Annotated in this window: 21 protein-coding genes; 9 read left to right on the forward strand and 12 right to left on the reverse strand. The window is 69.0% G+C overall.

Going from position 1 to position 25,009, the window contains the following annotated elements:
• Window positions 1–122 precede the first annotated feature (122 nt).
• The 7 genes from QM772_RS12145 to lldD all read left to right on the forward strand — a co-directional run bounded on the left by QM772_RS12145 (window position 123) and on the right by lldD (window position 8,206).
• On the forward strand, window positions 123–878 hold the full coding sequence (locus QM772_RS12145) for a DUF4124 domain-containing protein (protein ID WP_415136796.1): 756 nt from the start codon (window positions 123–125) through the stop codon (window positions 876–878).
• A gap of 266 nt (window positions 879–1,144) precedes the next feature.
• The gene (locus QM772_RS12150; protein WP_415136798.1) at window positions 1,145–3,802 is read left to right on the forward strand and encodes a hypothetical protein; all 2,658 of its coding nucleotides are present in this window, start codon (window positions 1,145–1,147) and stop codon (window positions 3,800–3,802) included.
• Window positions 3,799–4,185 carry a hypothetical protein gene (locus tag QM772_RS12155; protein ID WP_415136800.1) on the forward strand — a complete coding sequence of 129 codons (387 nt, stop codon included), beginning with the start codon at window positions 3,799–3,801 and terminating at the stop codon, window positions 4,183–4,185. The genes QM772_RS12150 and QM772_RS12155 overlap by 4 nt, the downstream gene beginning before the upstream one ends.
• 382 nt (window positions 4,186–4,567) lie before the next feature.
• Window positions 4,568–4,888, forward strand: a complete 321-nt coding sequence (locus QM772_RS12160) for a hypothetical protein (protein WP_415136802.1) — start codon at window positions 4,568–4,570, stop codon at window positions 4,886–4,888.
• A gap of 190 nt (window positions 4,889–5,078) precedes the next feature.
• Entirely contained in the window at window positions 5,079–5,243 is a 165-nt protein-coding gene (locus tag QM772_RS12165) for a hypothetical protein (protein ID WP_415136804.1), read from the forward strand.
• A gap of 165 nt (window positions 5,244–5,408) precedes the next feature.
• Window positions 5,409–7,070, forward strand: coding sequence for an L-lactate permease (locus QM772_RS12170; RefSeq protein WP_415136806.1), 1,662 nt, complete (start codon window positions 5,409–5,411; stop codon window positions 7,068–7,070).
• Entirely contained in the window at window positions 7,067–8,206 is a 1,140-nt protein-coding gene (lldD, locus tag QM772_RS12175; protein ID WP_415136808.1) for an FMN-dependent L-lactate dehydrogenase LldD, read from the forward strand. Before QM772_RS12170 ends, lldD begins: the two co-directional genes overlap by 4 nt.
• A 1-nt stretch (window position 8,207) precedes the next feature.
• Here lldD and QM772_RS12180 read toward each other — a convergent pair whose 3' ends face one another.
• From QM772_RS12180 to QM772_RS12230, 11 genes are all read right to left on the reverse strand, one after another.
• The gene (locus QM772_RS12180; RefSeq protein ID WP_415136810.1) at window positions 8,208–9,104 is read right to left on the reverse strand and encodes a M48 family metallopeptidase; all 897 of its coding nucleotides are present in this window, start codon (window positions 9,102–9,104) and stop codon (window positions 8,208–8,210) included.
• A 13-nt stretch (window positions 9,105–9,117) separates the two neighbouring features.
• Window positions 9,118–9,891: a lysophospholipid acyltransferase family protein gene (locus tag QM772_RS12185; protein ID WP_415136812.1), complete on the reverse strand. Its 774-nt coding sequence runs from the start codon at window positions 9,889–9,891 to the stop codon at window positions 9,118–9,120.
• A 60-nt stretch (window positions 9,892–9,951) separates the two neighbouring features.
• Entirely contained in the window at window positions 9,952–10,530 is a 579-nt protein-coding gene (gene gmhB / locus QM772_RS12190; protein WP_415136814.1) for a D-glycero-beta-D-manno-heptose 1,7-bisphosphate 7-phosphatase, read from the reverse strand.
• Between the two features lie 7 nt (window positions 10,531–10,537).
• Window positions 10,538–11,158, reverse strand: coding sequence for a hypothetical protein (locus QM772_RS12195; protein WP_415136816.1), 621 nt, complete (start codon window positions 11,156–11,158; stop codon window positions 10,538–10,540).
• 148 nt (window positions 11,159–11,306) lie between these two features.
• A complete protein-coding gene (gene glyS / locus QM772_RS12200; protein ID WP_415136818.1) occupies window positions 11,307–13,436 on the reverse strand; it encodes a glycine--tRNA ligase subunit beta in 2,130 nt (709 codons plus the stop codon).
• Between the two features lie 175 nt (window positions 13,437–13,611).
• Window positions 13,612–14,517 (reverse strand): glycine--tRNA ligase subunit alpha, encoded by a 906-nt coding sequence (gene glyQ / locus QM772_RS12205; RefSeq protein ID WP_415139574.1) that lies wholly within the window; start codon window positions 14,515–14,517, stop codon window positions 13,612–13,614.
• A 118-nt stretch (window positions 14,518–14,635) separates the two neighbouring features.
• Window positions 14,636–15,151 carry a bifunctional 3-hydroxydecanoyl-ACP dehydratase/trans-2-decenoyl-ACP isomerase gene (gene fabA / locus QM772_RS12210; protein WP_415136820.1) on the reverse strand — a complete coding sequence of 172 codons (516 nt, stop codon included), beginning with the start codon at window positions 15,149–15,151 and terminating at the stop codon, window positions 14,636–14,638.
• Between the two features lie 22 nt (window positions 15,152–15,173).
• Window positions 15,174–16,796: an apolipoprotein N-acyltransferase gene (gene lnt, locus QM772_RS12215; RefSeq protein WP_415136822.1), complete on the reverse strand. Its 1,623-nt coding sequence runs from the start codon at window positions 16,794–16,796 to the stop codon at window positions 15,174–15,176.
• Window positions 16,797–16,807: 11 nt separating this feature from the next.
• Entirely contained in the window at window positions 16,808–17,686 is an 879-nt protein-coding gene (locus QM772_RS12220; RefSeq protein WP_415136824.1) for an HlyC/CorC family transporter, read from the reverse strand.
• Window positions 17,687–17,934: 248 nt separating this feature from the next.
• On the reverse strand, window positions 17,935–18,642 hold the full coding sequence (locus QM772_RS12225) for a GNAT family N-acetyltransferase (protein WP_415136826.1): 708 nt from the start codon (window positions 18,640–18,642) through the stop codon (window positions 17,935–17,937).
• A gap of 192 nt (window positions 18,643–18,834) precedes the next feature.
• The gene (locus tag QM772_RS12230) at window positions 18,835–19,317 is read right to left on the reverse strand and encodes an Lrp/AsnC family transcriptional regulator (protein ID WP_415136828.1); all 483 of its coding nucleotides are present in this window, start codon (window positions 19,315–19,317) and stop codon (window positions 18,835–18,837) included.
• A gap of 110 nt (window positions 19,318–19,427) precedes the next feature.
• Between QM772_RS12230 and hppD the strand changes: the two genes are divergently transcribed.
• Window positions 19,428–20,558, forward strand: coding sequence for a 4-hydroxyphenylpyruvate dioxygenase (gene hppD / locus QM772_RS12235; RefSeq protein WP_415136830.1), 1,131 nt, complete (start codon window positions 19,428–19,430; stop codon window positions 20,556–20,558).
• Window positions 20,559–20,659: 101 nt separating this feature from the next.
• Here hppD and QM772_RS12240 read toward each other — a convergent pair whose 3' ends face one another.
• Window positions 20,660–21,121, reverse strand: a complete 462-nt coding sequence (locus QM772_RS12240) for an Lrp/AsnC family transcriptional regulator (RefSeq protein ID WP_415136832.1) — start codon at window positions 21,119–21,121, stop codon at window positions 20,660–20,662.
• Window positions 21,122–21,263: 142 nt separating this feature from the next.
• Between QM772_RS12240 and QM772_RS12245 the strand changes: the two genes are divergently transcribed.
• Entirely contained in the window at window positions 21,264–24,866 is a 3,603-nt protein-coding gene (locus QM772_RS12245) for an indolepyruvate ferredoxin oxidoreductase family protein (protein WP_415136834.1), read from the forward strand.
• Window positions 24,867–25,009: the final 143 nt, after the last annotated feature.

Genomic DNA, 25,009 nt, shown 5'->3' on the forward strand with positions numbered 1-25,009 from the left:
TGTATAGCTGCCAGCGCTTGCTGGATGAGCGCTGGCGGCCTGTTTCATCTGTAGCCGTGGGCGGGTTGCCGGCCCGCGCGGCTCCCGTATGATGGCCTTTTTCGCGCCAACGCCGCACGACCATGACCCAGGACGCCGCCGACCCTTCCGACCGCCCGCTGCTGCCGCCCCCGGCCGACGCCGGCCCCGGCCTGCTGCGCTGGGGGGTGGCCGTCGTGGCGCTGGTGCTGCTGCTGATCGGCGCCTGGCAGGCTTACGGCTGGCTGGCGGGCGACGTGGCGCGGCGCCGCGCCGTGGCCGAGAACGGCGCCGAGGCGCCGCCGCGGCCCGCCGCGTCGGCCGGTGCCGCCGCCATGCCCGACGCGCTGTCGGGCGTGGGCACCGGCGGCGGCCGCACCGTCCGGCCGCCGCAGCCCGGCCCGGCGGCCGGCGAGCCGCCCGCGCCCGCCGTGGCCGGCGGCGGCATCAACAAGTGCGTGACCGACGGCCAGGTGACCTACACCAACGCCCCCTGCCCCGAGGGCAGCCAGGCCCAGGCCGCCGACACCCCCGGCATGGACCCCAACGGCGTGGTCGGCTCCGCCGGCGACGGCGTGCCGGCCGTGGTGGCGCGGCCGGCGCCGCTGTCCGGCGGCGCCGACCCCAGCCAGCAAGCCGCCGAGTGCAGCTTTGTGGCGGCCGAGATCGGCCGGCTGGACTACGAGTTCCAGCAGCCGCTGCCGCCAGCGGTGCTGGACCACATCTCCACCCGCCTGGCCGGCCTGCGCGCCCAGGCCGCCGCCGCCCGCTGCGCGCCGCCGCCCAAGGCCGACACCGCCTCGGCCCCGGCCCGCCGGCGCGCGCCGGCCAAGGTGGTGGACGAGAAGGCCGGCGCCTGAGCGGCGGCGGGCCGTCCGGGGCTGGCGGAAAAGACGCGGGGATGACGACGGGGCAATGCCGGCCCAGCCCGCTTCACGGCCACGGAACCGCCCCTGACTTCATGGCTTCCCGCAGCTTGCCGGATGCTCGCCTGCCGCCAATTGAATACTAAGTAACCTTCCCATCCGTAACCATCCCAGCTAGCCCCGTGGGCGCCGCCCTGCCAAGCTTCACGCACAGGGCGCGCCATGCAAGGCGCCTTGATCGACACACAAGGCCCCATCTGATGCAAGTCACGTCCACCCCCGCCGGCCTGGGCTGGGACAACCCCGTCCCCCCCACCGACCCGCAGCCCCAGCCCCAGCCGCAGGAGCAAGCCCAGCCCCAGCCCCAGCCCCAGCCCGCCGCCCCCGCCAACACCACGCTCGGCGCGCTGATGCACCCCGGCCAGCCCCTGCCCACAGGCAACGGCAACCCCTGGCAAGGCTTCGAGACCAGCCAGCACAAACCCCAGCCCAGCCCCCTGCTGGACTACCCGCCCGACACCGCCATCGCCCTCCAGCTCAAGCCCCTCCTGCAAGAACACGCCCAGCCCGAGGCCCAGCCCGAGGCCGACACGCCCACCGAGCCCCCCGCCCCCGCCGAAACCGCCACCCCCGCCGAAACCCCGGCCCCCGCCCCCCCCAGCGCCGACCCGATGGAAATCGCCGCGCTGGAACTCCTGCTGGCCGAGCCCGCCGCGCAGGAGCTCATCGAGCACTTCGGCGGCGACCTCCAGCCCCTGCCCACCTGGACCACCGTCGGCCAAGGCATCGAAGCACGCTACGGCCCCGAGCTGGCCGCGCGCCTGTACCAATACCAGCAGGCCCAGCGCGCGGTGGACAGCGCCTTCCTCCAGGCCCTGGACCAGGCGCGGCAGAACCCGCCCGCGCCGCCTTCGCCCCTCGCGCCCCGCCGCGGCGAAGCCGCCCCCACCACCGACCAGCCCGGCTGGGCCTACCACCCCGGCGGCGGCCATGCCGACAACTGGAGTGCCCCCAGCTGGCAGTTCGACCCCGGCGCCTTCGCCCGCGCCTACGCCCAGGGTGACAGCCCCGCGCAGCGCGCCTTCGCCCATCTGCACGGCAGCGAGCCCTTGCGGTTCGTGCCCGCCCCCGACAGCGAGAGCGGCGCCCCCGCCCACTGGGAGCTCTGCGGCCTGACCGTGCGCGAAGGCCGCCGCGCGGACTTCGAGGACGGCCTCCAGGCCCTGTCGACCCACGACGGCTGGATTCCCTCGGACATCACACGCCCCTACCACCACCTCGACCCCGACCGCATCACCCAGCTGATCGACCAGGAGCTGGTCTGGTTCGACCCCGCGCACGGCTTCGTCACCGACAAGAAGAACCTCAAGGGCAACTGGCTGGACCGCTACTTCCCCCAGATCATGGGCGCGGCCTTCGCCGCCGTGGGCGCCTGGGGCGTCGGCAACGCGGTGGCCCAGGCCACCGGCAGCGTCGTCGCCCAAGGCGCCGCCGCCGGGGCCGTGGGCAGCGCCCTGAACCAATACGTCTCCACCGGCCACGTCAGCTTCAAGAGCGTGCTCACCTCCGCGCTGGCCGGCGGGTTGACCGCCGGCCTCACCGACCTCACCGGCCTGGGCCGGAGCACCGCCACCGCCAGCTTCAGCCAGCGCCTGATCGAACACACCGGCCGCGCCACCCTGCAAGGGGCCATCCAGGCGGTGGTGGGCGGCAAGTTCAAGGACGGCTTCGTCAACAGCCTGATGGCCAGCGTGGCCGGCGAAGTCAGCGGGATGCTGAACGCCGAGATCGCCGAGATGAGCAGGAACGGCAGCCTGAGCGAATCGCAGGCCAGCACGATGAGGCTGCTGGCGCGGGCCACCAGCAGTGCGATGCGCGTGGTGGCCAATCCTGGGGACCCGGCTGCCGGGTTCGCCAGTGACTTCCTCGGCGGGGTGCTGGGTGATGCCGTGCGGGATGAGGCGGACAGCGCGGCTCGGGCGGCGGCTGACCCCCTGGGCGACTTCATCGCGGCCAATGACGAGCGACGGGCGGTCAGGGACGGAATTCTCGATCTGCTGGACCGAGCGCTGGCGGGTGACGGCAGCCCCGATCCCGACGCCATCCGGTTGGCTGCCGGACCGGGGTTCGAGGGCATCAACATACCGCAAGGTGCAATAGACAGTGCGACGTTTACGCTGGGCTACCTGGAAGGCGTCGGCATACGCGGTTGGGAGAATTTCGACGGACTGCGGGGCATCATGGAAAACCCCAGCCAGTTCTACGAAGGGATGCAGGCGCTGCTCACCTCGGAGCAGGCGCGCAGGCAGTTGGGCGACGCGGTGATGGCCCGCATCGAGTACGACCTGGGCGAATTCCGTGCGGCCAGGGATCGTGGGGACATGCGCGTCGCCGGCCAGCAGTTCGGCATACTGACCATGCAAATGCTGGAAGCCGTCGGCGGCGTGGCAGCGCTGACAGCCGTGGCGGGCAGGGGTGTCGGGCGCTTGGCTGATGCCGTTCGGAATGGTGAATTGCAGGGGCCGGCTGCGGGCGGGCGGGCTGCTCAACGCGGGGGGGCAAATTTTCAGAATGGAAGCCATGGCACTATAGGGGATGCTTTTGGTTCCCCGTCGGTGCTTGCGGCGGCGAATCGATTGGGCTTTGATCCTGCAGATATCTCTATAGTGAACGGGCGTGCTCAACTATCGATTATTTACACGTCGCAAGTCAGTTTGGGTGATATTTCTGCGATTACGGATGCTCTTCGCCGAGCTGGTGCAACCTCGGTTCAGATTAACACCGGGCCGATTATTAATCCTTCGATAGCAAGCAGGCTCGAGAGTGCGCTAGTATCTAGCCGAAATTTCTTGGGATTTCAGGTTACAAGAACCAATGATCCGAATAACATGTACATCCTCACAAGGAGTTTGAATTGATTAACAAAGAGGGGTTAAAACGGCGACTAGATAAAAATCAATTGCTGTCTCTGGCTGGTGCATCCATAAGGCAGGCGGATGGTGAGTTGGCAAAAAATGTAACTGAAAGGCATGGGGACAATATATTATTTTTAATGGAGTCTGATGATGGGTTGTATTTTTCGTTGGGCGAAAGAGGCATCTACGCTTTGACTTCTAATGGAGAACACAAAAGATATTCTTTCGAAGATTTTTTGTCGATGCTGAGATTGAATTCATTGTCTAGGGGAAAATCGGGCGTCTCGGATTTTATTTCTGATGACAAAGATAAGGTGTGGGTTAAAGATCCAGAAACCATGAATTCGATTTGGAATACCATTCTATTCATGCAAGCTGCGAGTTAATCGGCGAGTTAATCGGCGAGTTAATCGGGGTCATATTACGATTTTCCGCTTGAATAACCGGAATAACCGGGGGCAGATCACGATTTCCCAGGCGAGAGGAAAATTAATGGAATGGACGCCCCCACCTGATTGGCCCTGAAGAGCCAAAGTGGAGATCCGATCAACCACTTGTCATCCAGACAGGAGCGTCCACCATGCAAGCTACCACCGTTGGCATCGATCTGGCGAAGAACATTTTTCATGGGTAAAAAACTTGATCTGACCCTAATTTCCCACAAAAGGGATTAGAAATAAAGAGGGTGACTCTTTGCGTCCCGATATCTTGCCTGACTTCACTCACATAGGATTGGCCCCAATATCAACATTTTCTGAGCGCGCCATCATGACGCTCGGCCCTCTACTGAGTGAATATGGCGAATTTGCCCCTATCGAGCTGGATGAGCCGATTCTCTACTTCGGATTCAATCCAACCACCATTGTCGACATCCTGGATGAATCGCGTTCTGAAATCGTGCGCTTCAGCAGCGGCCGCGTGATGGCAGTTGATAAATATGTGCTGCTGGATTCGGTGGTTGAACTGCCGCCGATCTTCAAGATTCCTCAGACTCGGCGCAATACTACCTATGTCAACGAGGCGTTCGTGACGAAGGTAAGAGATACAGGGCTGACGGGCTTTCGATTCGATCTGCTTTTTGAGCGGTAGCTTGGGTCCAGAGTAATCGGAGTCAGATAACATTTCCCCGGGGGGAAATAGGGTCAGATCACGATGATTTCAGCCCGGCTGGGCCTACCACCCCGGCGGCGGCCATGCCGACAACTGGGAATAATCAGGGTCAGATCACGATTTTCCCGCTGCTCCGGAGCAGGCGCGCAGGCAGTTGGGCGACGCGGTGATGGCCCGCATCGAGTACGACCTGGGCGAATTCCGTGCGGCCAGGGATCGTGGGGACATGCGCATCGCCGGCCGGCAGTTCGGCATACTGACCATGCAAATGCTGGAAGCCGTCGGTAATTTATGGGGTCTGATCACGATCCTCCCGCCGGCGGCCCGGCGATGAAAAATTTTCACGGGCGGCGCCGGCACATTTCACGCCCCGCCCTGGCCCGCGCTTCTACAGTGCCACCCGGCGCCCCTCCGCGCGGTCAGGCGGGGGCGGGCCGTTCCGGAGCCAGGGCCTCGCGCGCCCCAGCCATTGCGTACAACGACATCGAGGAGACAAGCCATGACCTGGCAGCAAATCTACGACCCGTTCGGCAACATGATCATCTCGACCGCGCTGGCGGCGATTCCGGTGGTCGTGATGCTCGGAGCCCTCGGCTTCTTCCACATCAAGGCGCACATCGCCGCCGGCATGGGCCTCGTCGCCGCGCTGCTGGTGGCCGTGTTCGCCTACGGCATGCCGGCCGACATGGCCGGCCGCGCCGCCATGCTGGGCGGCTTCACCGGCCTGCTGCCGATCGGCTGGATCGTGCTCAACATCATCTTCCTGCATCAGCTCACCGAGCAGAACGGCAGCTTCAAGGTGCTGCAGGATTCGCTCTCGGGCATCACCGAGGATCGGCGCATCCAGCTGCTGCTGATCGCCTTCTGCTTCGGCGCGTTCTTCGAGGGCGCGGCCGGCTTCGGCACGCCCGTGGCGGTGACGGCGGCCATCCTCATCGGCCTGGGCTTCTCGCCGCTGGCCGCCTCGGGCCTGTCGCTGATCGCCAATACCGCGCCCGTGGCCTTCGGCGCGCTGGGCACGCCGGTGATCACGCTGGCCCAGGTGCACGGCTATGACCTGCAGGAAGTGACGGCCATGATCGGCCGGCAGCTGCCGTTCTTCTCGCTGATGGTGCCGTTCTGGCTGATCTGGGCGTTCGCCGGCTTCAAGGGCATGAAGGAGATCTGGCCAGCGATCCTGGTCACCGGCCTGTCGTTCGCGATCCCGCAGTACCTGGTGTCCAACTTCATGGGGCCGGAGCTGGTGGACATCATCGCCGCCATCGTCTCGATGCTGTGCCTGGTGGCGTTCCTGCGCGTGTGGCAGCCCAAGAAGGTCTGGACTTCGCCGGCGATGCGCGGCAAGGACATCAGCGCCGCCGAAGCCAAGCCGCCGCAGCCGGTGGTGCGCCACTCCAAGGACGCGCTCATCGCCGCCTGGACGCCCTGGGTCATCCTGTCGGTGTTCGTCTTCATCTGGGGCCTGCCGCCGGTGAAGGCGTGGCTGAACGGCCTGTTCGCGCCCAAGTTCCCCATCGCGGGCCTGCACAACCTCATCATGAAGGTGCCGCCCGTGGTGACCACGCCGCACCCTGAGGCCGCCGTCTACACGCTGAACCTGCTGTCGGCCACCGGCACCGGCATCCTGCTGGCCGCCATCGTCAGCGCGCTGGTCATGAAGTACAACCCCGTCGCCATCGTGCGCACCTTCTTCAAGACCTTCTGGCTGGTGAAGTACTCGCTGCTGACCATCGTGCTGATGCTGGCCCTGGGCACGCTCACGCGCTTCTCGGGCACCGACACCACGCTGGGCCTGGCCTTCGCCAACACCGGCGTGCTCTACCCGTTCTTCGGCACGCTGATGGGCTGGATCGGCGTGGCGCTGACCGGCTCCGACACGGCCTCCAACGTGCTGTTCGGCGGCATGCAGAAGGTGGCGGCCGAGCAGCTCGGCCTGTCGCCCAACCTCATGGGCGCGGCCAACAGCTCGGGCGGCGTGATGGGCAAGATGATCGACGCGCAGTCCATCGTCGTCGCCTCCACCGCCACGCGCTGGTTCGACCACGAGGGCGACATCCTGCGCTACGTGTTCTTCCACTCCATCGCGCTGGCCTGCCTGGTGGGGCTGTACGTGACGATGCAGGCGTACGTCTGGCCGTTCACGCTGATGGTGGTCAAGTGATCATCTCCTCCACCACCGACTACCGCGCGGCCGCCGAGCGGCGGCTGCCGCCGTTCCTGTTCCACTACATCGACGGCGGCGCCTACGCCGAGAAGACGCTGGCGCGCAACGTCAGCGACCTGGCCGAGGTGGCGCTGCGCCAGCGTGTGCTCAAGGACATGAGCCGGCTCGACACCGGCATCGAGCTGTTCGGCGAGCAGCTCTCGATCCCCGTGGCGCTGTCGCCGGTCGGCCTGACCGGCATGTACGCGCGGCGCGGCGAGGTGCAGGCCGCCGTCGCCGCCGACAAGAAGGGCATTCCCTTCACCATGTCCAGCGTCTCGGTCTGCCCGATCGAGGAAGTGGCGCCGAAGCTGGGCCGCCCCATGTGGTTCCAGCTCTACGTGCTGAAGGACCGCGGCTTCATGCAGAACGCGCTGGAGCGCGCGCAGGCCGCGGGCGTTTCCACGCTGGTGTTCACCGTGGACATGCCCGTGCCCGGCGCCCGCTACCGCGACGCGCATTCGGGCATGAGCGGCCCCGGCGCCGCCTGGCGCCGCTATGCCCAGGCCGTCACGCACCCGCACTGGGCGCTGAACGTCGGCCTGCTGGGGCGCCCGCACACGCTGGGCAACATCTCCACCTACAAGGGCCAGAACGTCAGCCTGGAAGACTACATGGGCTACCTGGGCGCCAACTTCGACCCCGGCATCTCGTGGAAGGACCTGGAGTGGATCCGCGACTTCTGGAAGGGCCCGATGCTGATCAAGGGCATCCTCGACCCCGAGGACGCGAAGGACGCGGTGCGCTTCGGCGCCGACGGCATCATCGTCAGCAACCACGGTGGGCGCCAGCTCGACGGCGTGCTGTCGTCGGCGCGCGCGCTGCCGCCGATTGCCGACGCGGTGAAGGGCCAGATCAAGATCCTGGTCGACTCGGGCATCCGCAACGGCCTGGACATCGTGCGCATGCTGGCCCTGGGCGCCGACTGCACCATGATCGGCCGCGCCTTCGTCTACGCGCTGGCCGCCGACGGCCAGGCCGGCGTGGCGAACCTGCTGGACCTGCTTGAAAAAGAGATGCGCGTGGCGATGACGCTGACCAGCGTCAAGAGCGTGTCGGAGATCACCGGCGACCTGCTGGTGCAGGGCGGCTGATTCACCAGCGCGGCACCGCCTCGTCGCGCAACTCGCCGCGCAGCTCGGCGTAGTCGGGCAGCACGTCCTGCACGTGCTGCCAGAAGCGCGGGCCGTGGTTCATCTCGCGCAGGTGCGCCAGCTCGTGCACCACCACGTAGTCGATGGTCGGCTCGCGGAAGTGGATCAGGCGCCAGTTCAGGCGGATCGAGCCGTCGGCGCTGGCGCTGCCCCAGCGCGTGCCGGCCGAGGACAGGCTCAACTTCTGCCAGCGCACGCCCAGCCGCGGCGCGAAGTGGTCCAGCCGCGCGGTGAACACGCGCCGCGCCTGGCGCATCAGCCAGGCCTGCGTGGTGTCGCGCAGCTGCTCGGGCGTGGCGCCGTGCGGCAGGCCCAGGTGCAGCGTGGGGGCGCCGTCGCCCGCGTCCAGCACCGCGCCGCCGCGCCCGTGGCGCTGGCGCGGGTCCAGCCGCAGCACCACCGGCTCGCCCAGGAAGGGCACGCTGGCGCCTTCCCGCCAGTCGATGCGGGCCGCTTCCAGGCGCTGCTGGCGCTCGCGCGACTCGTCCAGCTTGGCGACGATCCAGCGCTGCTTCTCGCGCAGCGCGGCGTCGATCTCGCCCAGCGTGGTCCAGCGCGGCGCGCTCACCGTCAGGCCGTCGGCGCCCACGCTGAAGCCGATGGTGCGCCGCTGGCCGCGCCGCAGCAGGTAGGCCACGCGAGCCTGGCCCAGCACGATGGCGCGGTTCGCCCGGGGGTGCGCGAACCGGGCCGGCGCCAGCGCGTCGCCCAGCGCGACGGGGGGCTCGGATACTATGGTTTCAGTAGCTGCCGACGCTTGCCTGGCGGGCGCTGGAGGCCGATTTGGCTCTGAAGCCTCGGCGTCGCCCTCGAACAGGCCGAGCAGCATCTGGCGCATGGCGTGCAGCGCGCTAGCCACCGGGTTGCACGGCGGAGGGCCGCGCCTCGCCCGTGGGGTAGGCATCGGGGTCCAGGCGCAGCATCTCGGCCTCGATCCAGGCCTCGACCTCGCGCGTGAGGTCGTCGGGCCGGCGGCCCACGCTGGGGATGGGCGGGCCGATGGAGAAGTGCACCACGCCCGGCCGCTTGACGAAAGCCTTGCGCGGCCAGCACCTGGCGGAGGTGACGGCGACCGGCACCACCGGCACGCCGCTGTCGATGGCCAGCCGCGCGCCGCCGTTGCGGTAGACGCCCTTCTCGCCGCGCGGGATGCGCGTGCCCTCGGGGAACATCGTCACCCACACGCCCTTGCCCGTCAGTCGCCGGCCCTGCTGCAGCAGCTTGCGGAAGGCGGCGGTGCCCTGGCTGCGGTCGATGTGGATCATGTCCAGCAGGCCGATGGCCCAGCCGAAGAAGGGGACGTAGAGGATCTCGCGCTTGAACACGTAGGCGACGGGGTGCGGCATCAGCACCGGGAAGCAGAAGGTCTCCCAGGTGGACTGGTGCTTGGCCAGCAGCACCACCGGGTCGTGCTGGCCGGTGGGCAGGTTCTCCCAGCCGGTGACGCGGTTGCGGATGCCCAGGATCACCTCGCCGCCCTTGACCGCCGTGGCCAGCCAGCCCCTGCACACGCGGTACAGCCGCTCGCGGCTGACGAAGGGCGAGATGAGCACCACCACCGTGGCCCAGGGGATCACGGTGACGACCATCCACAGCATGTGGAGCACGGAACGGATCAGGTTCATGAGTGTTTTGGCCCTCCAGCGCCCGCCAGGCAAGCGCCAGCAGCTAGATATTCTATAGCGTCATGCGGCGCGCGAGGTGGGCGGGGCGACCTCGGCCTCGGCGATCAGCGCGGTGGCGAAGGCGGCCAGGTCGGCGTGCACGCGCGTGTGCGGCGCGAAGGCCGGCGGCAGCGGAGCGGTCCGGGCGGGCGCGCCCTTGCCGGTCAGCACCAGGTGCGGCACGCAGCCGGCGGCCACGGCGGCCTGCACGTCGCGCTCGCTGTCGCCCACGGCGTGCACCTGGCGCAGGTCCACCTTGTAGCGCTCGCCGATCTGCACGAACAGGCCCGGCAGCGGCTTGCGGCAGGCGCAGCCCTCGTCGGGCGCGTGCGGGCAGTAGAACATCGCCTCCACCCGGCCGCCGACGGCCGCCAGCTGCTTGTGCAGCTTGGCCTGGATGGCGTTGAGCGCCGCCACGTCGAACAGCCCGCGCCCCAGGCCCGGCATGTTGGCGGCGATGACCACTTGCCAGCCGGCGTGGTTGAGCCGCGCGATGGCGTCCAGCGCGCCGGGCAGCGGCTCCCAGTCGTCGGGGGTCTGGATGTAGCCCTCGCGCTCGACGTTGAGGGTGCCGTCGCGGTCGACGATGACGAGTTTCATGCGGCCATTATCGGACCGCGGGCGCCACGGGCGCGTCCGAGCCGGTGACGTACTCGCCCCACCAGCGCCCGCGCGCGCGTTGCAGGCGCAGCGGCTGGCCGGGCGGCAGGGCGCGGGCGTCGGCGCCCTCCAGCAGCACGCGGCGCGGCGCCGCGTCGCCGGGCAGCATCAGCAGCGCCAGCGCGCCGCCCGGGCCGCGCGCGCTGGCCAGCTGCGGGCGCGCCTGCGCCACGGTGGCGGTGGCCTCGGGCAGCGCGCGCAGCGCCGCGCGGTTGGCGTATTGCAGCACCAGGCCGCCGGCCGCCGCCGCGCACACGGCCAGCCACAGGCCCAGCAGCCACGGCGCCACGCGCCGCCAGCCCCACGCATGCGCGGCCAGGTACAGCGCCAGCCCCAGCGCGGCGGCGGCGCTGATGGCGATCAGCACCGGCAGGGCGGCCTGCCACATCAGCGCGCCAGCGTCGTCCAGCGCCCGCGCCGCGTGCAGCGGCTGCGCCGGGGGCAGGCTGTCGGCCAGCGTGCCGAGCGCGAAGCGCAGCAGCAGCACCGCCAGCGGCGGCGCGAACAGCAGCCAGGCGGCGCGCGTGGCGGCGCGCTCCGAGGCTGCCTTCAGCGATCGCGGACCCATGTCAGCGGAGCGCGGCGCCGCAAGAGTCCGATGGCCGCGGAGCAGGCCGCGCCAGTGTGCCCGTGGCCGGGGTTCCCCCGGCCAGTGGGTGCGCCCCCAGAGAGGGGGGAGGCGAAGCGGAACGCAGTCCGCGCAGCCTGGGGGTGAGTCATTGCGCCAGGCGTGAGAGGTCGGCGACGCGGTTCATCGCCTGGTGCAAGGTTTTCAGCAGGCCCAGGCGGTTCAGGCGCAGGTCGGTGGCCTCGGCGTTGACCATCACGCCGTCGAAGAAGGCATCCACCGGCGCGCGCAGCGCGGCCAGCGTTTGCAGCGCGCCGGTGTAGTCGCCGGCGTCGAAGCGCGCGTTGGCCTGCGGCACCACCTGCCGCATGGCGGCGTGCAGCGCTTGCTCGGCGGGTTCTTGCAGCAGCACCTCGCTCACGTGCGGATCGACCGGGCCTTCGGCCTCGGCCTTCTTCAGGATGTTGCCGATGCGCTTGTTGGCGGCCGCCAGGGCGGGGGCCTCGGGCAGTTCGGCGAAGGCGCGCACCGCTTGCAGGGCCTTGGGCATCTCGCCCCACATCGGGCGCGCGGCGATCACGGCGTCGGCCTCCTGGGCGCCGTAGCCGCCCTCGCGCAGGTAGCCGGCCACGCGCTCGTAGACGAAGGCGAGCAGCTGCGCGTTGGACTTGGCCGCGTCGGGCAGCAGCGCGCCGAAGGTCTGGGCGGCCTGCGCCACCACCGTGGGCAGGTCGAGCGGCAGCGCTTTTTCCACCAGCATGCGGATCACGCCCAGCGCGTGCCGGCGCAGCGCGAACGGGTCCTTGTCGCCCGTGGGCAGGCTGCCGATGCCGAACAGGCCGACCAGCGTCTCCAGCTTGTCGGCCAGCGCCACCACCACGCCCACTTGGCCGCGCGGCAGCTCGTCGCCGGCGAAGCGGGGCTTGTAGTGGTCCTCGATGGCGAAGGCGATGTCCTCGGACAGGCCGTCGTGGCGCGCGTAGTAGCCGCCCATGACGCCTTGCAGCTCGGGGAACTCGCCCACCATGTCGGTCAGCAGGTCGGCCTTGGCCAGCAGCGCGGCCTGCTCCACCCGCGCGGCATCCACGCCCAGTTGGCCTGCGATGGCCTTGGCGATGGCGCGCACGCGTTCCACGCGCTCGCCCTGCGTGCCCAGCTTGTTGTGATAGACCACCTTGGCCAGTTGCGGCACGCGGCTTTCCAGCGTCTTCTTGCGGTCCTGGTCGAAGAAGAACTTGGCGTCGGCCAGGCGCGGGCGCACCACGCGCTCGTTGCCGCCGATCACCGCGCTGGCATCCTGCGGGCTGATGTTGCTGACGACCAGGAACCGGTGGGTCAGCCGGCCCTGCGCGTCCAGCAGCGGGAAGTACTTCTGGTTGGCCTTCATCGTCAGGATGAGGCACTCCTGCGGCACGTGCAGGAACTCGGGCTCGAACGCGCAGACCAGCACGTTCGGGCGCTCGACCAGGGCCGTCACCTCGTCCAGCAATGCTTCGTCTTTGATAGCTGCCAGCGCTTGTCCTGCCTGCGCTGCGGCCTGATTCAGCTGTGATTCGATGGCGGCGCGCCGCTCGGCGAAGCTGGCGATGACGGCGCCCTGTGCGCGCAGCACGTCGGCGTAGCGGTCGGCGTGCGGGATCTCGATCGGGTCGGCCTGCGCCTCGAAGCGGTGGCCGTGCGTGGCGCGGCCGGCCGCCAGGCCCAGGGCGGTGGCGGGCACCACGTCGGCGCCGTGCAGCGCCACCAGGCCGTGCGCCGGGCGCACGAACTGCACGCTGTCCCAGCCGGGCAGCGGCGTGCCCTGCTCCAGCTGGTAGGTCATGACCTTGGGGATGGGCAGCTTGGCGATGGCCTCGTGCAGCGCTTTCTGCAAGCCGTCGGCCAGCGCGGCGCCGGGCACCAGGGCGTCGAGGAACAGCGCCTCGGCCTTGCCGTCGGGCGCGCGCTTGAGCCGCGGCACCGCCGACGCATCGGCGCCCACCGCCTGCAATTTCTTCAGCAGCGCCGGCGTGGCGTTGCCGGCCGCGTCCAGGCCCACGCTGACGGGCATCAGCTTGTGCCGCACCGGCTTGTCGGCGGCCTGGGCCACCACGCCGCTGACGTGCGCGGCCAGCCGGCGCGGGCTGGCGAAGGGCGTGATCTGGGCATCCGCCGCCGCCAGGCCCTGCGCCTTGAGCTGCTCGAACAGCGTGCCGGCGAAGGACTCGCCCAGTTTCTTGAGCGCCTTCGGCGGCAGCTCTTCGACGAACAGTTCGACCAGCAGGCTCTGAGTGCTCATTTCATTCATGCTTTTCATGCCGCCTGCGATCGGCAAAACCGAAAGAACCCGATGGCCGCGGAGCAGGCCAAGCCAGCGAACGCCGTGGACGGACCTGCGCCGGCCACCGGCGTTGTCCCCCCTCCCGCAGGAGAGGGGGGAAGGCGCGTCAGCGACTCAGGGGGGTGTTTCATGACTATGCGGCTTTCTTCTCGATCTGCGCCACCCACTCGCGCGGCGCCAGCGGAAAGCCCAGCCGCTCGCGGCTCTCGTAATAGGCCTGCGCCACGGCGCGCGCCAGGTTGCGGATGCGGCCGATGTAGGCGGCGCGCTCGGTCACGCTGATGGCGCCGCGCGCGTCCAGCAGGTTGAAGGTGTGCGCGGCCTTCAGCACCTGCTCGTAGGCGGGCAGGGCGAGCTGCTGCTCCATCAAATATTTGGCCTGTTTCTCGTGCGCGTTGAAGGCGGTGAACAGGAAGTCGGCGTCGCTGTGCTCGAAGTTGTAGGCCGACTGCTCCTGCTCGTTTTGCAAATACACATCCCCGTAAGTCAGACCTTCGGTCCACTTCAGGTTGAACACGTTGTCCACGCCCTGCAGGTACATCGCCAGCCGCTCCAGGCCGTAGGTGATCTCGCCGGTGGCGGGCCGGCAGTCGATGCCGCCGACCTGCTGGAAGTAGGTGAACTGCGTCACCTCCATGCCGTTGAGCCAGACCTCCCAGCCCAGGCCCCAGGCGCCGAGCGTGGGGTTCTCCCAGTCGTCCTCGACGAAGCGGATGTCGTTCTTCTTCAGGTCGAAGCCGAGCGCCTGCAGCGAGCCCAGGTACAGCTCCAGGATGTTGGCCGGCGCGGGCTTGAGCACCACCTGGTACTGGTAGTAGTGCTGCATGCGGTTCGGGTTCTCGCCGTAGCGGCCGTCCTTGGGGCGGCGGCTGGGCTGCACGTAGGCGGCCTTCCAGGGCTCGGGGCCGAGGGCGCGCAGGAAGGTGGCGGTGTGCGAGGTGCCCGCGCCCACTTCCATGTCGTAGGGCTGGAGCAGCGCGCAGCCCTGGGCGTCCCAGTACTGCTGGAGGGTGAGGATGATCTGCTGGAAGGTGAGCATGGCGGCGGCGGCCCGCGCGGCGCGGTGGCTGGCGAAACCGGGCATTTTACGAGCCGGCCGCTGCTCGGGCATCAAATGTGCCTCCAGCGCCCGCCAGCCAAGCGCCGGCAGCTATGTTTTATGCAGCGATCTTGGCTTCGCGCGAGAACAGGCCCACGCGCAGGTCGTTGGCGACGTAGATCTCCTGGCCGTCGGCCAGCAGGCGCGCGTCGCCGATGGCCATGTTCAGCTTGCGCTTGATGACGCGCTTGATGTCGATCTCGTAGCGCACCAGCTTCACGTCGGGGCCGACCTCGCCGGTGAACTTGACCTCGCCCGCGCCCAAGGCGCGCCCGCGCCCGGGCAGGCGCAGCCAGGTCAGGTAGAAGCCGATCAGCTGCCACATCGCGTCCAGCCCCAGGCAGCCGGGCATCACCGGGTCGCCCTGGAAGTGGCAGGCGAAGAACCAGAGATCGGGCTTGACGTCCAGCTCGGCCTCGATGCGGCCCAGGCCGTGCGCGCCGCCGTCGCCGTCGATGTTGGTGATGCGGTCGAACATCAGCATCGGCGGCAGCGGCAGCCGGCCCGCGTCGGGCCCGAACAGGCGCCCCTCTCCGGAGGCGATGAGTTGATCGTAGGAAAAGGATTCGGCCATGGGCGCGGATTGTGCCCCAGCGTCAGCCGCGTGCGCGTCGCGCGGCTGACGCCAGCGCTGCCGCCAGCAGCGCGCACCCGGCCCACAGCGGCCACAGCCCCGCCAGCGCCACCCAGCGCGCGTACGGCGTGAGGTGGGTGCGGCCCTCGAAGCTGCCCGCCAGCACGGCGCGCGTCAGGCGCGGCAGCTGGTGCGTGACCTGGCCGCGGTGGTCGATGATGGCCGTGGCGCCGGTGTTGGTGGCGCGCAGCATGGGACGCTCGAACTCCAGCGCGCGCATGCGGCTGATCGCCAGGTGCTGGTCGATCGCCACCGTGTCGCCGAACCAGGCGATGTTGCTCAGGTTGACGAAGGCCGTGGGCGCGCTGGCCGGGTCGGCGAAGCGCGCGCCCAGCTCCTCGCCGAACAAGTCCTCGTAGCAGATGTTGGGCGCCAGCCGCTGGCCCTGCCAGGCGAACGCGGGCTGGCCCAGGCCGCCGCGCGCGAAGTCGCCCAGCGGGATGTTCATCAGCCGCACGAACCAGCGGAACAGCGGCGGGATGAATTCGCCGAAGGGCACCAGGTGGTGCTTGTCGTAGCGGTAGGGCGCGGCCTGCCCGGGCGCAAAGCCGACCACGGAATTGGTGTAGCCCTCCTCCAGGTTGCCCAGCGGCACGCCCAGCAGCGCGGCTTGGCCGGGGCCGGCGAAGCGCTCGGTCAGCGCCTGCCAGTAGCCGTCGGGCAGCTGGCGCGGCAGCAGGGGCAGCGCGGTCTCGGGCGCCACCACCAGCGGCGCGGCGGCGCCCTGCAGTTGCTCGCCGTACCAGCGCAGCGAATCGGCCACGCCGGTGCCGGGCACGAACTTCTCGTCCTGCGCGATGTTGCCCTGCAGCAGCGCCACCTCGGTGCGCAGCGGCGCCTGCGGCGCGCGGCACGCGCCGTCCAGTTCGCACCAGCGCCAGCCCCACAGCCCGGCGCCCAGCAGCAGCAGCAGCGCCGACATGGCCCACACGCGCGGCCGGTGCCAGGCCACGCGCGGCGCCAGCGCCAGCAGGGCGGCGAGCGCCGCCGCGACGAAGCCGATGCCGTACACGCCGGCGTAGCGCGCCAGGAAGGCCAGCGGCCCGTCCACGTGCGCGTAGCCGCCCGCGCCCCAGGGAAAGCCGGTGAACAGCGTGCCGCGCAGCAGCTCGGCCAGCGTCCACAGCGCGGCGAAGCCTGAGGCGCACAACACGGGCCGCCGTGCCAGCAGCCGCGCCGGCGCCAGCGCCATGAAGGCGGCGGCCGCCAGCGCGTAATAAAGCGCCAGCAGGCCCGCCAGCGCCAGCACGGCGGCCACGGCCAGCGGCGCGGCCAGCCCGCCGTAGGTGTGCATGGAGATGAACAGCCACCAGAAGGTGCCGGCCAGCCAGCCGAGGCCGAACAGCCCGCCGGCCGCGAAGCCGCCGCGCCAGGCGCCGCCGGTTTCGGGGCTGACCCAGGTGCTGGCGCGCCAGGACAGCTGCCGTTCGGCATGGTGCGCGAACTGCCACACCAGCCAGGCCAGGCTGGCGATCTGCAGCCACCAGTGCGGCTGGCCGGTCCAGGGATCGGCGATGGAAAGGGCCTGCGCCAGGCCGGCCGGCAGCGCCGCGGCGGGCGAGGCCAGCCAGTGGGCGAGCCGCATGGGAGCGGACTTTAATCGACGCTGGCCGGCGCGGGCGAGACCTTGAACCAGCGCACCGCGCCGCCCTTGGTGTGCAGCACCTGGAAGTCGAGCCCGCCCATGCTGAAGGTTTCGCCGCGCTTGGGCACGTGGCCCATCTCGTGGGCGATCAGGCCGCCGATGGTGTCGAAATCGACCTCCAGGTCGCCGTCCGGGTCGGCGCCCAGATGCACGCCGAACGACTCGTTGACGCGCGCCAGCGGCGTGTCGCCGGCCACGCGCCAGGTGCTGTCGGCCAGGGCGAAGATGTCGCCCTCGTCGCTCTCGATGTCGAACTCGTCCTCGATCTCGCCGACGATCTGCTCCAGCACGTCCTCGATGGTGATCAGGCCCGCCGTGCGGCCGAACTCGTCCACCACCATGGCCAGGTGGTTGCGGTTGACGCGGAACGCGCGCAGCAGGTCGTTCAGGCCCTTGCTCTCGGGCACGAAGAAGGCCGGGCGCAGCAGGGTGCGCAGGTTCAGCTCCGGCGCGCGCTGGAGCTTGAGCAGGTCCTTGGCCATCAGGATGCCGATGACGTTCTCGCGCTCGTCCTGGTAGACCGGAAAGCGCGAGTGCGCGGTGGTGATGACCTGGTGCAGCAGGTCGTCGTAGGGCGCGTCGATGTCCAGCAGGTCCATGCGCGGCGCCGCCACCATGGCGTCGCCGGCCGTCATGTCGGCCAGCCGCAGCACGCCTTCGAGCATCACGCGGCTCTCGGCGCCGATCAGTTCCTTGTCCTCGGCCTCGGCCAGGGTCTCGATCAGCTCGTCGGTCGAGTCGGGCCCGGGCTTGATGAATTCGACCAGCTTCTGGAACAGGCTGCGCTTGTCTTCGCGCTCGCCGGGGCGGGACGGGTGTGGGTCAGCCACTGAGGTGGTGCAGGACGTGCGGTGGTTGCGACGTTTTCAAGGATAGCCGAACCGCAAGACGCCGCCGCGCCTCAGTTATTCATGGCGCCGCGCCATCCGCAGCGCAGGAAACCCAAAGAGCCCGAAGGCCGCGAAGCAGGCCATGCCCGCGCACCCGTGGCCGGGGTTCCCCCGGCCAGTGGGTGCGCTCCCTTGGAGGGGGGATGCCGCAACATCGCGCAGCGAGTGGAGCAACGGGGGGGGTCATTTCAGGTACCCGACTTGTGGCCGCCCTCGCGCATGCTGGCGCGCACTTCCTGCACCACGGCCAGCAGGCTGCGCGCCCACGAGGCTTCGGTCTTGAGCAGGTAGTCCATCTGGCCGACCTGGTCGCCGAGCAGTTCGTCCAGGCGGCTGCGGAAGCCCGCCTCGGGCAGCTTCAGGTAAGCCTCGCTCTCGCTGCCGGAGCGCTCGACCACCGCGCCGGCGCCGCGGGCGATGCGCAGCATGGCGGTGTTCTCGCTCAAGGCGTGGATGTAGAGCGTCTTGACGCCATCGTTGACGGCGTGGATGGCGGCGCGCTCGAACAGGCGCGTGCCGTAGCCGCGGCCGCGGGCGTGGCCGGCGACCGAGACGCCGAACTCGGCGAAGCCGGCCTGGCTCATGTCGGCCGGATAGGCCAGGTGGGCCGTGGCGACCAGTTCGAGCTTGCGGTTGAAGATGCCGAACACGCGGTCGCGCTCGAAGTTCAGACCCTCGGCGTACCGGCGGATCTGCTCGTCGTTGGCCGCGTAGCCGAAGCGCAGGTAGCGGTCGTGGCCGCTCAGGGCCAGCAGGTGCTGCGCGATCTGCTCGCGGTAGCGCGGGCCGATGGCGCGGATCGGCACGATGGCCGCGGGCTCGCGGGGCAGGGGGGCGGGGCTCGCGGCGGGCGTGTCGCCTGCGCGGTCCCGGTGAGTGAGCAGGTGGGTGTCCATGCCAGCCATATTAGGGCTAACCCCTAGAGTCGAAACTCCAAAGAAGGTGTATTTGCTGCATCGCAACAAATTAAATGTGAAGTTGTTGTATTAGCCGTCGCCAAATTGCCCTGCGCGACGACACGCTGGCGGCCCTTTCATATCAAAAACAATAGCTGCCTGCGCTTGCTGAATAAGCTCTGAGTCCGTATTTCATGCTGAAATCGGCAGCGCCGTGGTGGCCTTCACGCGGTCCATCACGAAGCTGGTCTTGCAGTCCTGCACGGCGGGGTGGCGCAGCAGCGTATCCATCATGAAACGTGAGTACGCGCTCATGTCCTGGACCACCATGCGCAACATAAAGTCCATTTCGCCTGTCAGCGCCACGCATTCCGTCACCTCGGGCCAGGCCAGCACGCTGGCGCGGAATTCGTCCATCGGATTGCGCTTGGCGCGGTCGGTGCGCTTTTCCAGTCGCACGTTGACGTAGGCCGTCAGCCCCAGGCCCAGCGCCTCGGGCCGCAGCAGGGCCACGTAGCGGTCGATGGCCTCTTCCTCGAGCTTTTTGATGCGGCGCAGCACGGCGCTGGCCGACAGGCCGATGCGTTCGCCGATGGCTTCGCTGGTGGCGCGCCCGTCCGCCTGCAACTCGCTCAGGATGGCGAGGTCGAGCCGGTCGAAGGCGTCCAAGGCCATGATCGCGCAATCTTACGCCGCATGACGGCCGGGCGCAGCCTTCGAACGCCGGAAAGCTGAGGCCCCCGCGCCCTAAAGTTGATGGCTTTCATCCCCGCAGGAGATTTCTCATGAACAGCACCGCCACCGCCCGGCCCGGCACCACCTGGGACAACCCGATGGGCACCGACGGCTTCGAGTTCATCGAATACGCCGCGCCCGACCCCAAGGCGATGGGCGAGGTGTTCGAGCGCATGGGCTTCGCCGCCGTGGCCAGGCACCGCCACAAGGACGTGACGCTGTACCGCCAGGGCGAGATCAACTTCATCATCAACGCCGAACCGGACAGCTTCGCCCAGCGCTTCGCGCGGCTGCACGGGCCGAGCATCTGCGCCATCGCCTTGCGCGTGCGGGACGCCAAGGCCGCGCACGAGCGCGCCATTCGACTGGGCGCCTGGGGCTATGCCGGGCAGGCGGGGCCGGGCGAGCTGAACATCCCGGCCATCAAGGGCATCGGCGACTCGATCATCTATCTGATCGACCGCTGGCGCGGCAAGAACGGCGCCAAGGAGGGCGACATCGGCAACATCGGCTTCTACGACGTGGACTTCGAGCCGCTGCCGGGCGTGAGCGGCGCCGGCGCGCTCAACCCCGAGGGCTACGGCATGACGGTGATCGACCACCTCACGCACAACGTGCACAAGGGCCGCATGGACGAGTGGGCCGGCTTCTACGAGCGGCTGTTCAACTTCCGCGAGGTGCGCTATTTCGACATCGAGGGCCAGGCCACCGGCGTCAAGAGCAAGGCCATGACCAGCCCCTGCGGCAAGATCCGCATCCCCATCAACGAGGAGGGCAACGACCAGAAGGGCCAGATCCAGGAGTACCTGGACCGCTACCACGGCGAGGGCGTGCAGCACATCGCGCTGGCGACGAAGAACCTCTACGACACCGTGGACGCGCTGCAGATGGCCGGCGTCAAGCTGCTGGACACCAGCGAGACGTACTACGAGCTGCTGCCCAGGCGCATCCCCGGCCTGAAGGAGCCCATCGGCGAGCTGCAGGCGCGCAACATCCTGGTGGACGGCCTGGAGGGCGAGCTGCTGTTGCAGATCTTCAGCGAGAACCAGCTGGGGCCGATCTTCTTCGAGTTCATCCAGCGCAAGGGCAACGAGGGCTTCGGCGAGGGCAACTTCAAGGCCCTGTTCGAGACCATGGAGCTGGACCAGATGCGCCGGGGCGTGGTGCCGGCCAAGGCTTGATGCTATCATACTGATAGCTTCCGGCGCTTTCTGGGCAAGCGCCAGAGGCCGAAAAGGCTTGCAATCCGCGCGCGGCCGGCATGGCGATGGGGCGGCGCCGCTCAGATCGGCAGCGCGCCCGCCGCCTTGACCTCGCCCAGCGAGAAGCTGGTGTGCAGGTCCTTCACGTTCGGCAGCTGGACCAGCACCTCGCGCGCGAAGCGGCTGAACTGCGCCAGGTCGCGCCCCACCACCTGCAGCTCGAAGGTGCCGGCGCCGCTGATGTAGTGGCAGCTCACCACCTCCGGAATGGCGCGGATCGCGTCCTCCAGCTGGCGCAGCTCGGCGCCGCTGATCTGCACCGCGTCCAGCCGCACGAAGGCCAGCACGCCCAGGCCGATCCGGTGGCGGTCCACCTCGGCGCGGTAGCCCTTGATGTAGCCGGCCTTCTCCAGCGCGCGCACCCGGCGCCAGCACGGCGCGGCCGACAGGCCCACGCGCTGCGCGAGCTCGGCGTTGGTCAGCCGCCCGTCGGACTGAAGCTCGCGCAGAATCGCCCGGTCATAGGCATCGAGTGTTTCCATGGTGGGTTGATTCTAGAAAGATTCTTTCTCCAATGCGGCGGCGCGCGGCACACAAAGAAAGAACTTATCGCGGGAGCCGGCATACACTTTGCTAACCCGCAAATGCCGGCGCATGAGGCCGGCGGCCCAGGAGACGCACACGATGAACGCCCCGTTGCCCGAACACGTCCGCAAGGCGCTGGAAACCGTCACGCTGGACGACAAATACAGCCTCGACCACGGCCGCGCCTTCATGAGCGGCATTCAGGCGCTGGTCAAGCTGCCCATGCTCCAGCGCCAGCGCGACGCGCTGGCCGGCAGGAACACCGCCGGCTTCGTCAGCGGCTACCGCGGCTCGCCGCTGGGCAGCTACGACCAGGCGCTGTGGGCGGCGCGCAAGCACCTGGAGAAGCAGAACATCGTCTTCCAGCCCGGCGTCAACGAGGAGCTGGCCGCCACAGCCGTCTGGGGCACGCAGCAGCTCGGCTTCGCGCCGCCGGGCAGCAACCGCTTCGACGGCGTGTTCGGCATCTGGTACGGCAAGGGGCCGGGCGTGGACCGCACGGCCGACGTGTTCAAGCACGCCAACATGGCCGGCACCACGCCCTGGGGTGGCGTGATCGCCGTGGCCGGCGACGACCACGTGGCCAAGAGCAGCACCGCCGCGCACCAGAGCGACCACATCTTCAAGGCCTGCGGGCTGCCGGTGTTCTTCCCGGCCAGCGTGCAGGACATCCTGGACCTGGGGCTGCACGCCTTCGCCATGAGCCGCTACGCCGGCGTGTGGACCGGCATGAAGACGATCCAGGAGATCGTCGAGTCCAGCGCCACGGCCATGATCGACCCCGAGCGGGTGCAGGTGGTGCTGCCCGACTTCGAGATGCCGCCCGGCGGCGTGCACATCCGCTGGCCCGACGCCGCGCTGCCGCAGGAGGAGCGCCTGTTCAACACCAAGTGGTACGCCGCGCTGGCCTACGTGCGCGCCAACCGGCTCAACCACAACGTGATCGAGGGGCCTCATGACCGCTTCGGCATCATCGCCAGCGGCAAGGCCTACAACGACACGCGCCAGGCGCTGCTGGACCTGGGCCTGGACGACGCCACCTGCCGCCAGCTCGGCATCCGCCTGCACAAGGTCAGCGTGGTGTGGCCGCTGGAGGCCACGGCCACGCGCGAATTCGCCACCGGCCTGCAGGAAATCCTGGTGGTGGAGGAAAAGCGCCAGGTCATCGAATACCAGCTGAAGGAAGAGCTGTACAACTGGCGCGCCGACGTGCGCCCCAACGTGGTGGGCAAGTACCACGAGGACGGCAGCGACTACTCCGGCGGCGAATGGTCGCGCGCCAATCCCACGGCCAACGCGCTGCTGCGCGCCACCGCCGACCTGACGCCGGCGCTGATCGCCCGCGCCATCGCCCAGCGGCTCAAGAAATTGGGCATCGACGGCGACATGCAGGCGCGCATCGACCGGCAGCTGGCCGTGCTGGACGCCGCCGACCGCACCATGCAGGTGCTGCAATCCAGTGGCGCGGGCGCCGACCGCCAGCCCTGGTTCTGCTCCGGCTGCCCGCACAACACCAGCACCCGCGTGCCCGAGGGCTCACGCGCCATGGCCGGCATCGGCTGCCACTTCATGAGCATCTGGATGGACCGCAGCACCGTCGGCTTCACGCAGATGGGCGGCGAGGGCGTGCCCTGGGTGGGGCAGCAGCCCTTCAGCCATGACCAGCACATGTTCGCCAACCTGGGCGACGGCACCTACTTCCACAGCGGCACGCTGGCGGTGCGCCAGTCGGTGGCGGCGGGCGTGAACATCACCTACAAGATCCTCTACAACGACGCCGTGGCCATGACCGGCGGCCAGCAGATCGGCGAGCGGCCCGAGGGGCTGTCGGTGATCCAGATCGCGCAGAACATGCGCGCCGAGGGCGCGGCCAGGATCACCATCGTCACCGACGAGCCCGAGAAGTACGACGGCGCTAAAGGCCTGGGCCTGCCCGAGGGCATCGAGATCCACCACCGCGACCAACTGGACGCGGTGCAGCGCGCCTTCCGCGAGATCAAGGGCACCACGGTCATCATCTACGACCAGACCTGCGCCACCGAGAAGCGCCGCCGCCGCAAGCGCGGCACCATGGTGGACCCGGCCAAGCGCGTGGTGATCAACGAGCTGGTGTGCGAGGGCTGCGGCGATTGCAGCGTGCAGAGCAACTGCCTTTCCGTGGAGCCGCTGGAGACCGAGTTCGGCCGCAAGCGCACCATCAACCAGAGCACCTGCAACAAGGACATGAGCTGCCTGAAGGGCTTCTGCCCCAGCTTCATCACCGTCGAGGGCGGGCAGCTCAAGAAGAAGGCCAGGGCTGGCGCCAAGGTGTCGCCGTTCGAGCTGGGCCCGCTGCCCGAGCCGGTGCAGCAGCAGCCGGTGCCTGGGGGCGCCTGGGGCATCGTGGTGGCCGGCGTGGGCGGCACGGGCGTCATCACCATCGGCCAGTTGCTGGGCGTGGCCGCGCACATCGAGGGCAAGGGCATCGTCACGCAGGACGCGGCCGGCCTGGCGCAGAAGGGCGGCGCCACCTGGAGCCACGTGCTGATCGGCGCCACGCAGGACGACATCCGCACCACCCGCGTGGGCATGGCGGCGGCCGACCTGATCATCGGCTGCGACCCGATCGTGGCCGCCAACAAGGAAACCCTGCTGCGCATGCGCGAGGGCCGCACCCACGTGGCGCTGAACGCCCATGCCACCCCCACCGCCGCCTTCGTCAAGGACAGCGGCTGGCAGAACCCGGCCGAGCGCTGCATGGCCGACATCACCCGCGCCGTTGGCGCCGAGGGCCTGGCCGCCTTCGACGCCGACGCCGTGGCCGGCAGGCTGATGGGCGACACGCTCTACATCAACCCCATGCTGCTGGGCTACGCCTGGCAGAAGGGCTGGGTGCCGCTGGCGCGCGAATCGCTGCTGCGCGCCATGGAGCTGAACAACGTGCAGGTGGAGAACAACAAGGCCGCCTTCGAATGGGGGCGCCAGGCCGCGCATGACCTTTCGCGCGTGACCCAGGCCCTGGCCGGCGCCGGCGGCGCGCAGGTGATCGAGTTCAAGAAGCGCGAGACGCTGGACACGCTGATCGCCCGCCGCGTGGAGTTCCTCGCCGGCTACCAGAACGCCGCCTACGCCGAGACCTATCGCGCCTTCGTCGCCCGCGTGCAGCAGGCCGAGAGCGCCCTGGGCAAGACGGCGGTAAGCGAAGCGGTGGCGCGCTATTTGTTCAAGCTGATGGCCTACAAGGACGAATACGAGGTGGCGCGCCTGCACAGCGACCCGGCCTTCCTGGCGCGCATCGAGGGCATGTTCGAGGGCGACTACACGCTGAACTACCACCTGGCGCCGCCGCTGACGGCCCGGCGCAACGAGAAGGGCGAGCTGGTCAAGAAGAAGTACGGCCCCGGCATGCTGCGCAGCTTCCGCCTGCTGGCCAAATTGAAGGGCCTGCGCGGCACCGCGCTGGACGTGTTCGGCCGCAGCGAGGAGCGCCGCACCGAGCGCGCGCTGATCGGGCAGTACCGCGCCAGCGTCGAAGAGTTGCTGAAGTCGCTGAACGCCGACAACCACGCGCTGGCGCTGGAGATCGCCCGCATTCCCGAGCAGGTCAAGGGCTACGGCCACGTGAAGGAGCGCAACCTGAAGGCCGCGCGCGCCCGCTGGGACGAGCTGATGGCCCGGTGGCGCCAGCCGGGCGGCGCGCCCGCGGCCCAGCAAGCGGCCTGATCTTTATGGGTTAAATCGGCCTCTATCGCCCGTCCAGCAAGCGCTGGCAGCTATCAAACATGTAGTAATCGGCGTGGCGCCGCCGCTTACTACAATACGCGGTTGCCTCCAGTGCCCGCTTTCGCGGGCACTTTTCCCGCCCA

The organism is Ottowia sp., assembly GCF_047601385.1.
Taxonomy (GTDB): domain Bacteria; phylum Pseudomonadota; class Gammaproteobacteria; order Burkholderiales; family Burkholderiaceae_C; genus Ottowia.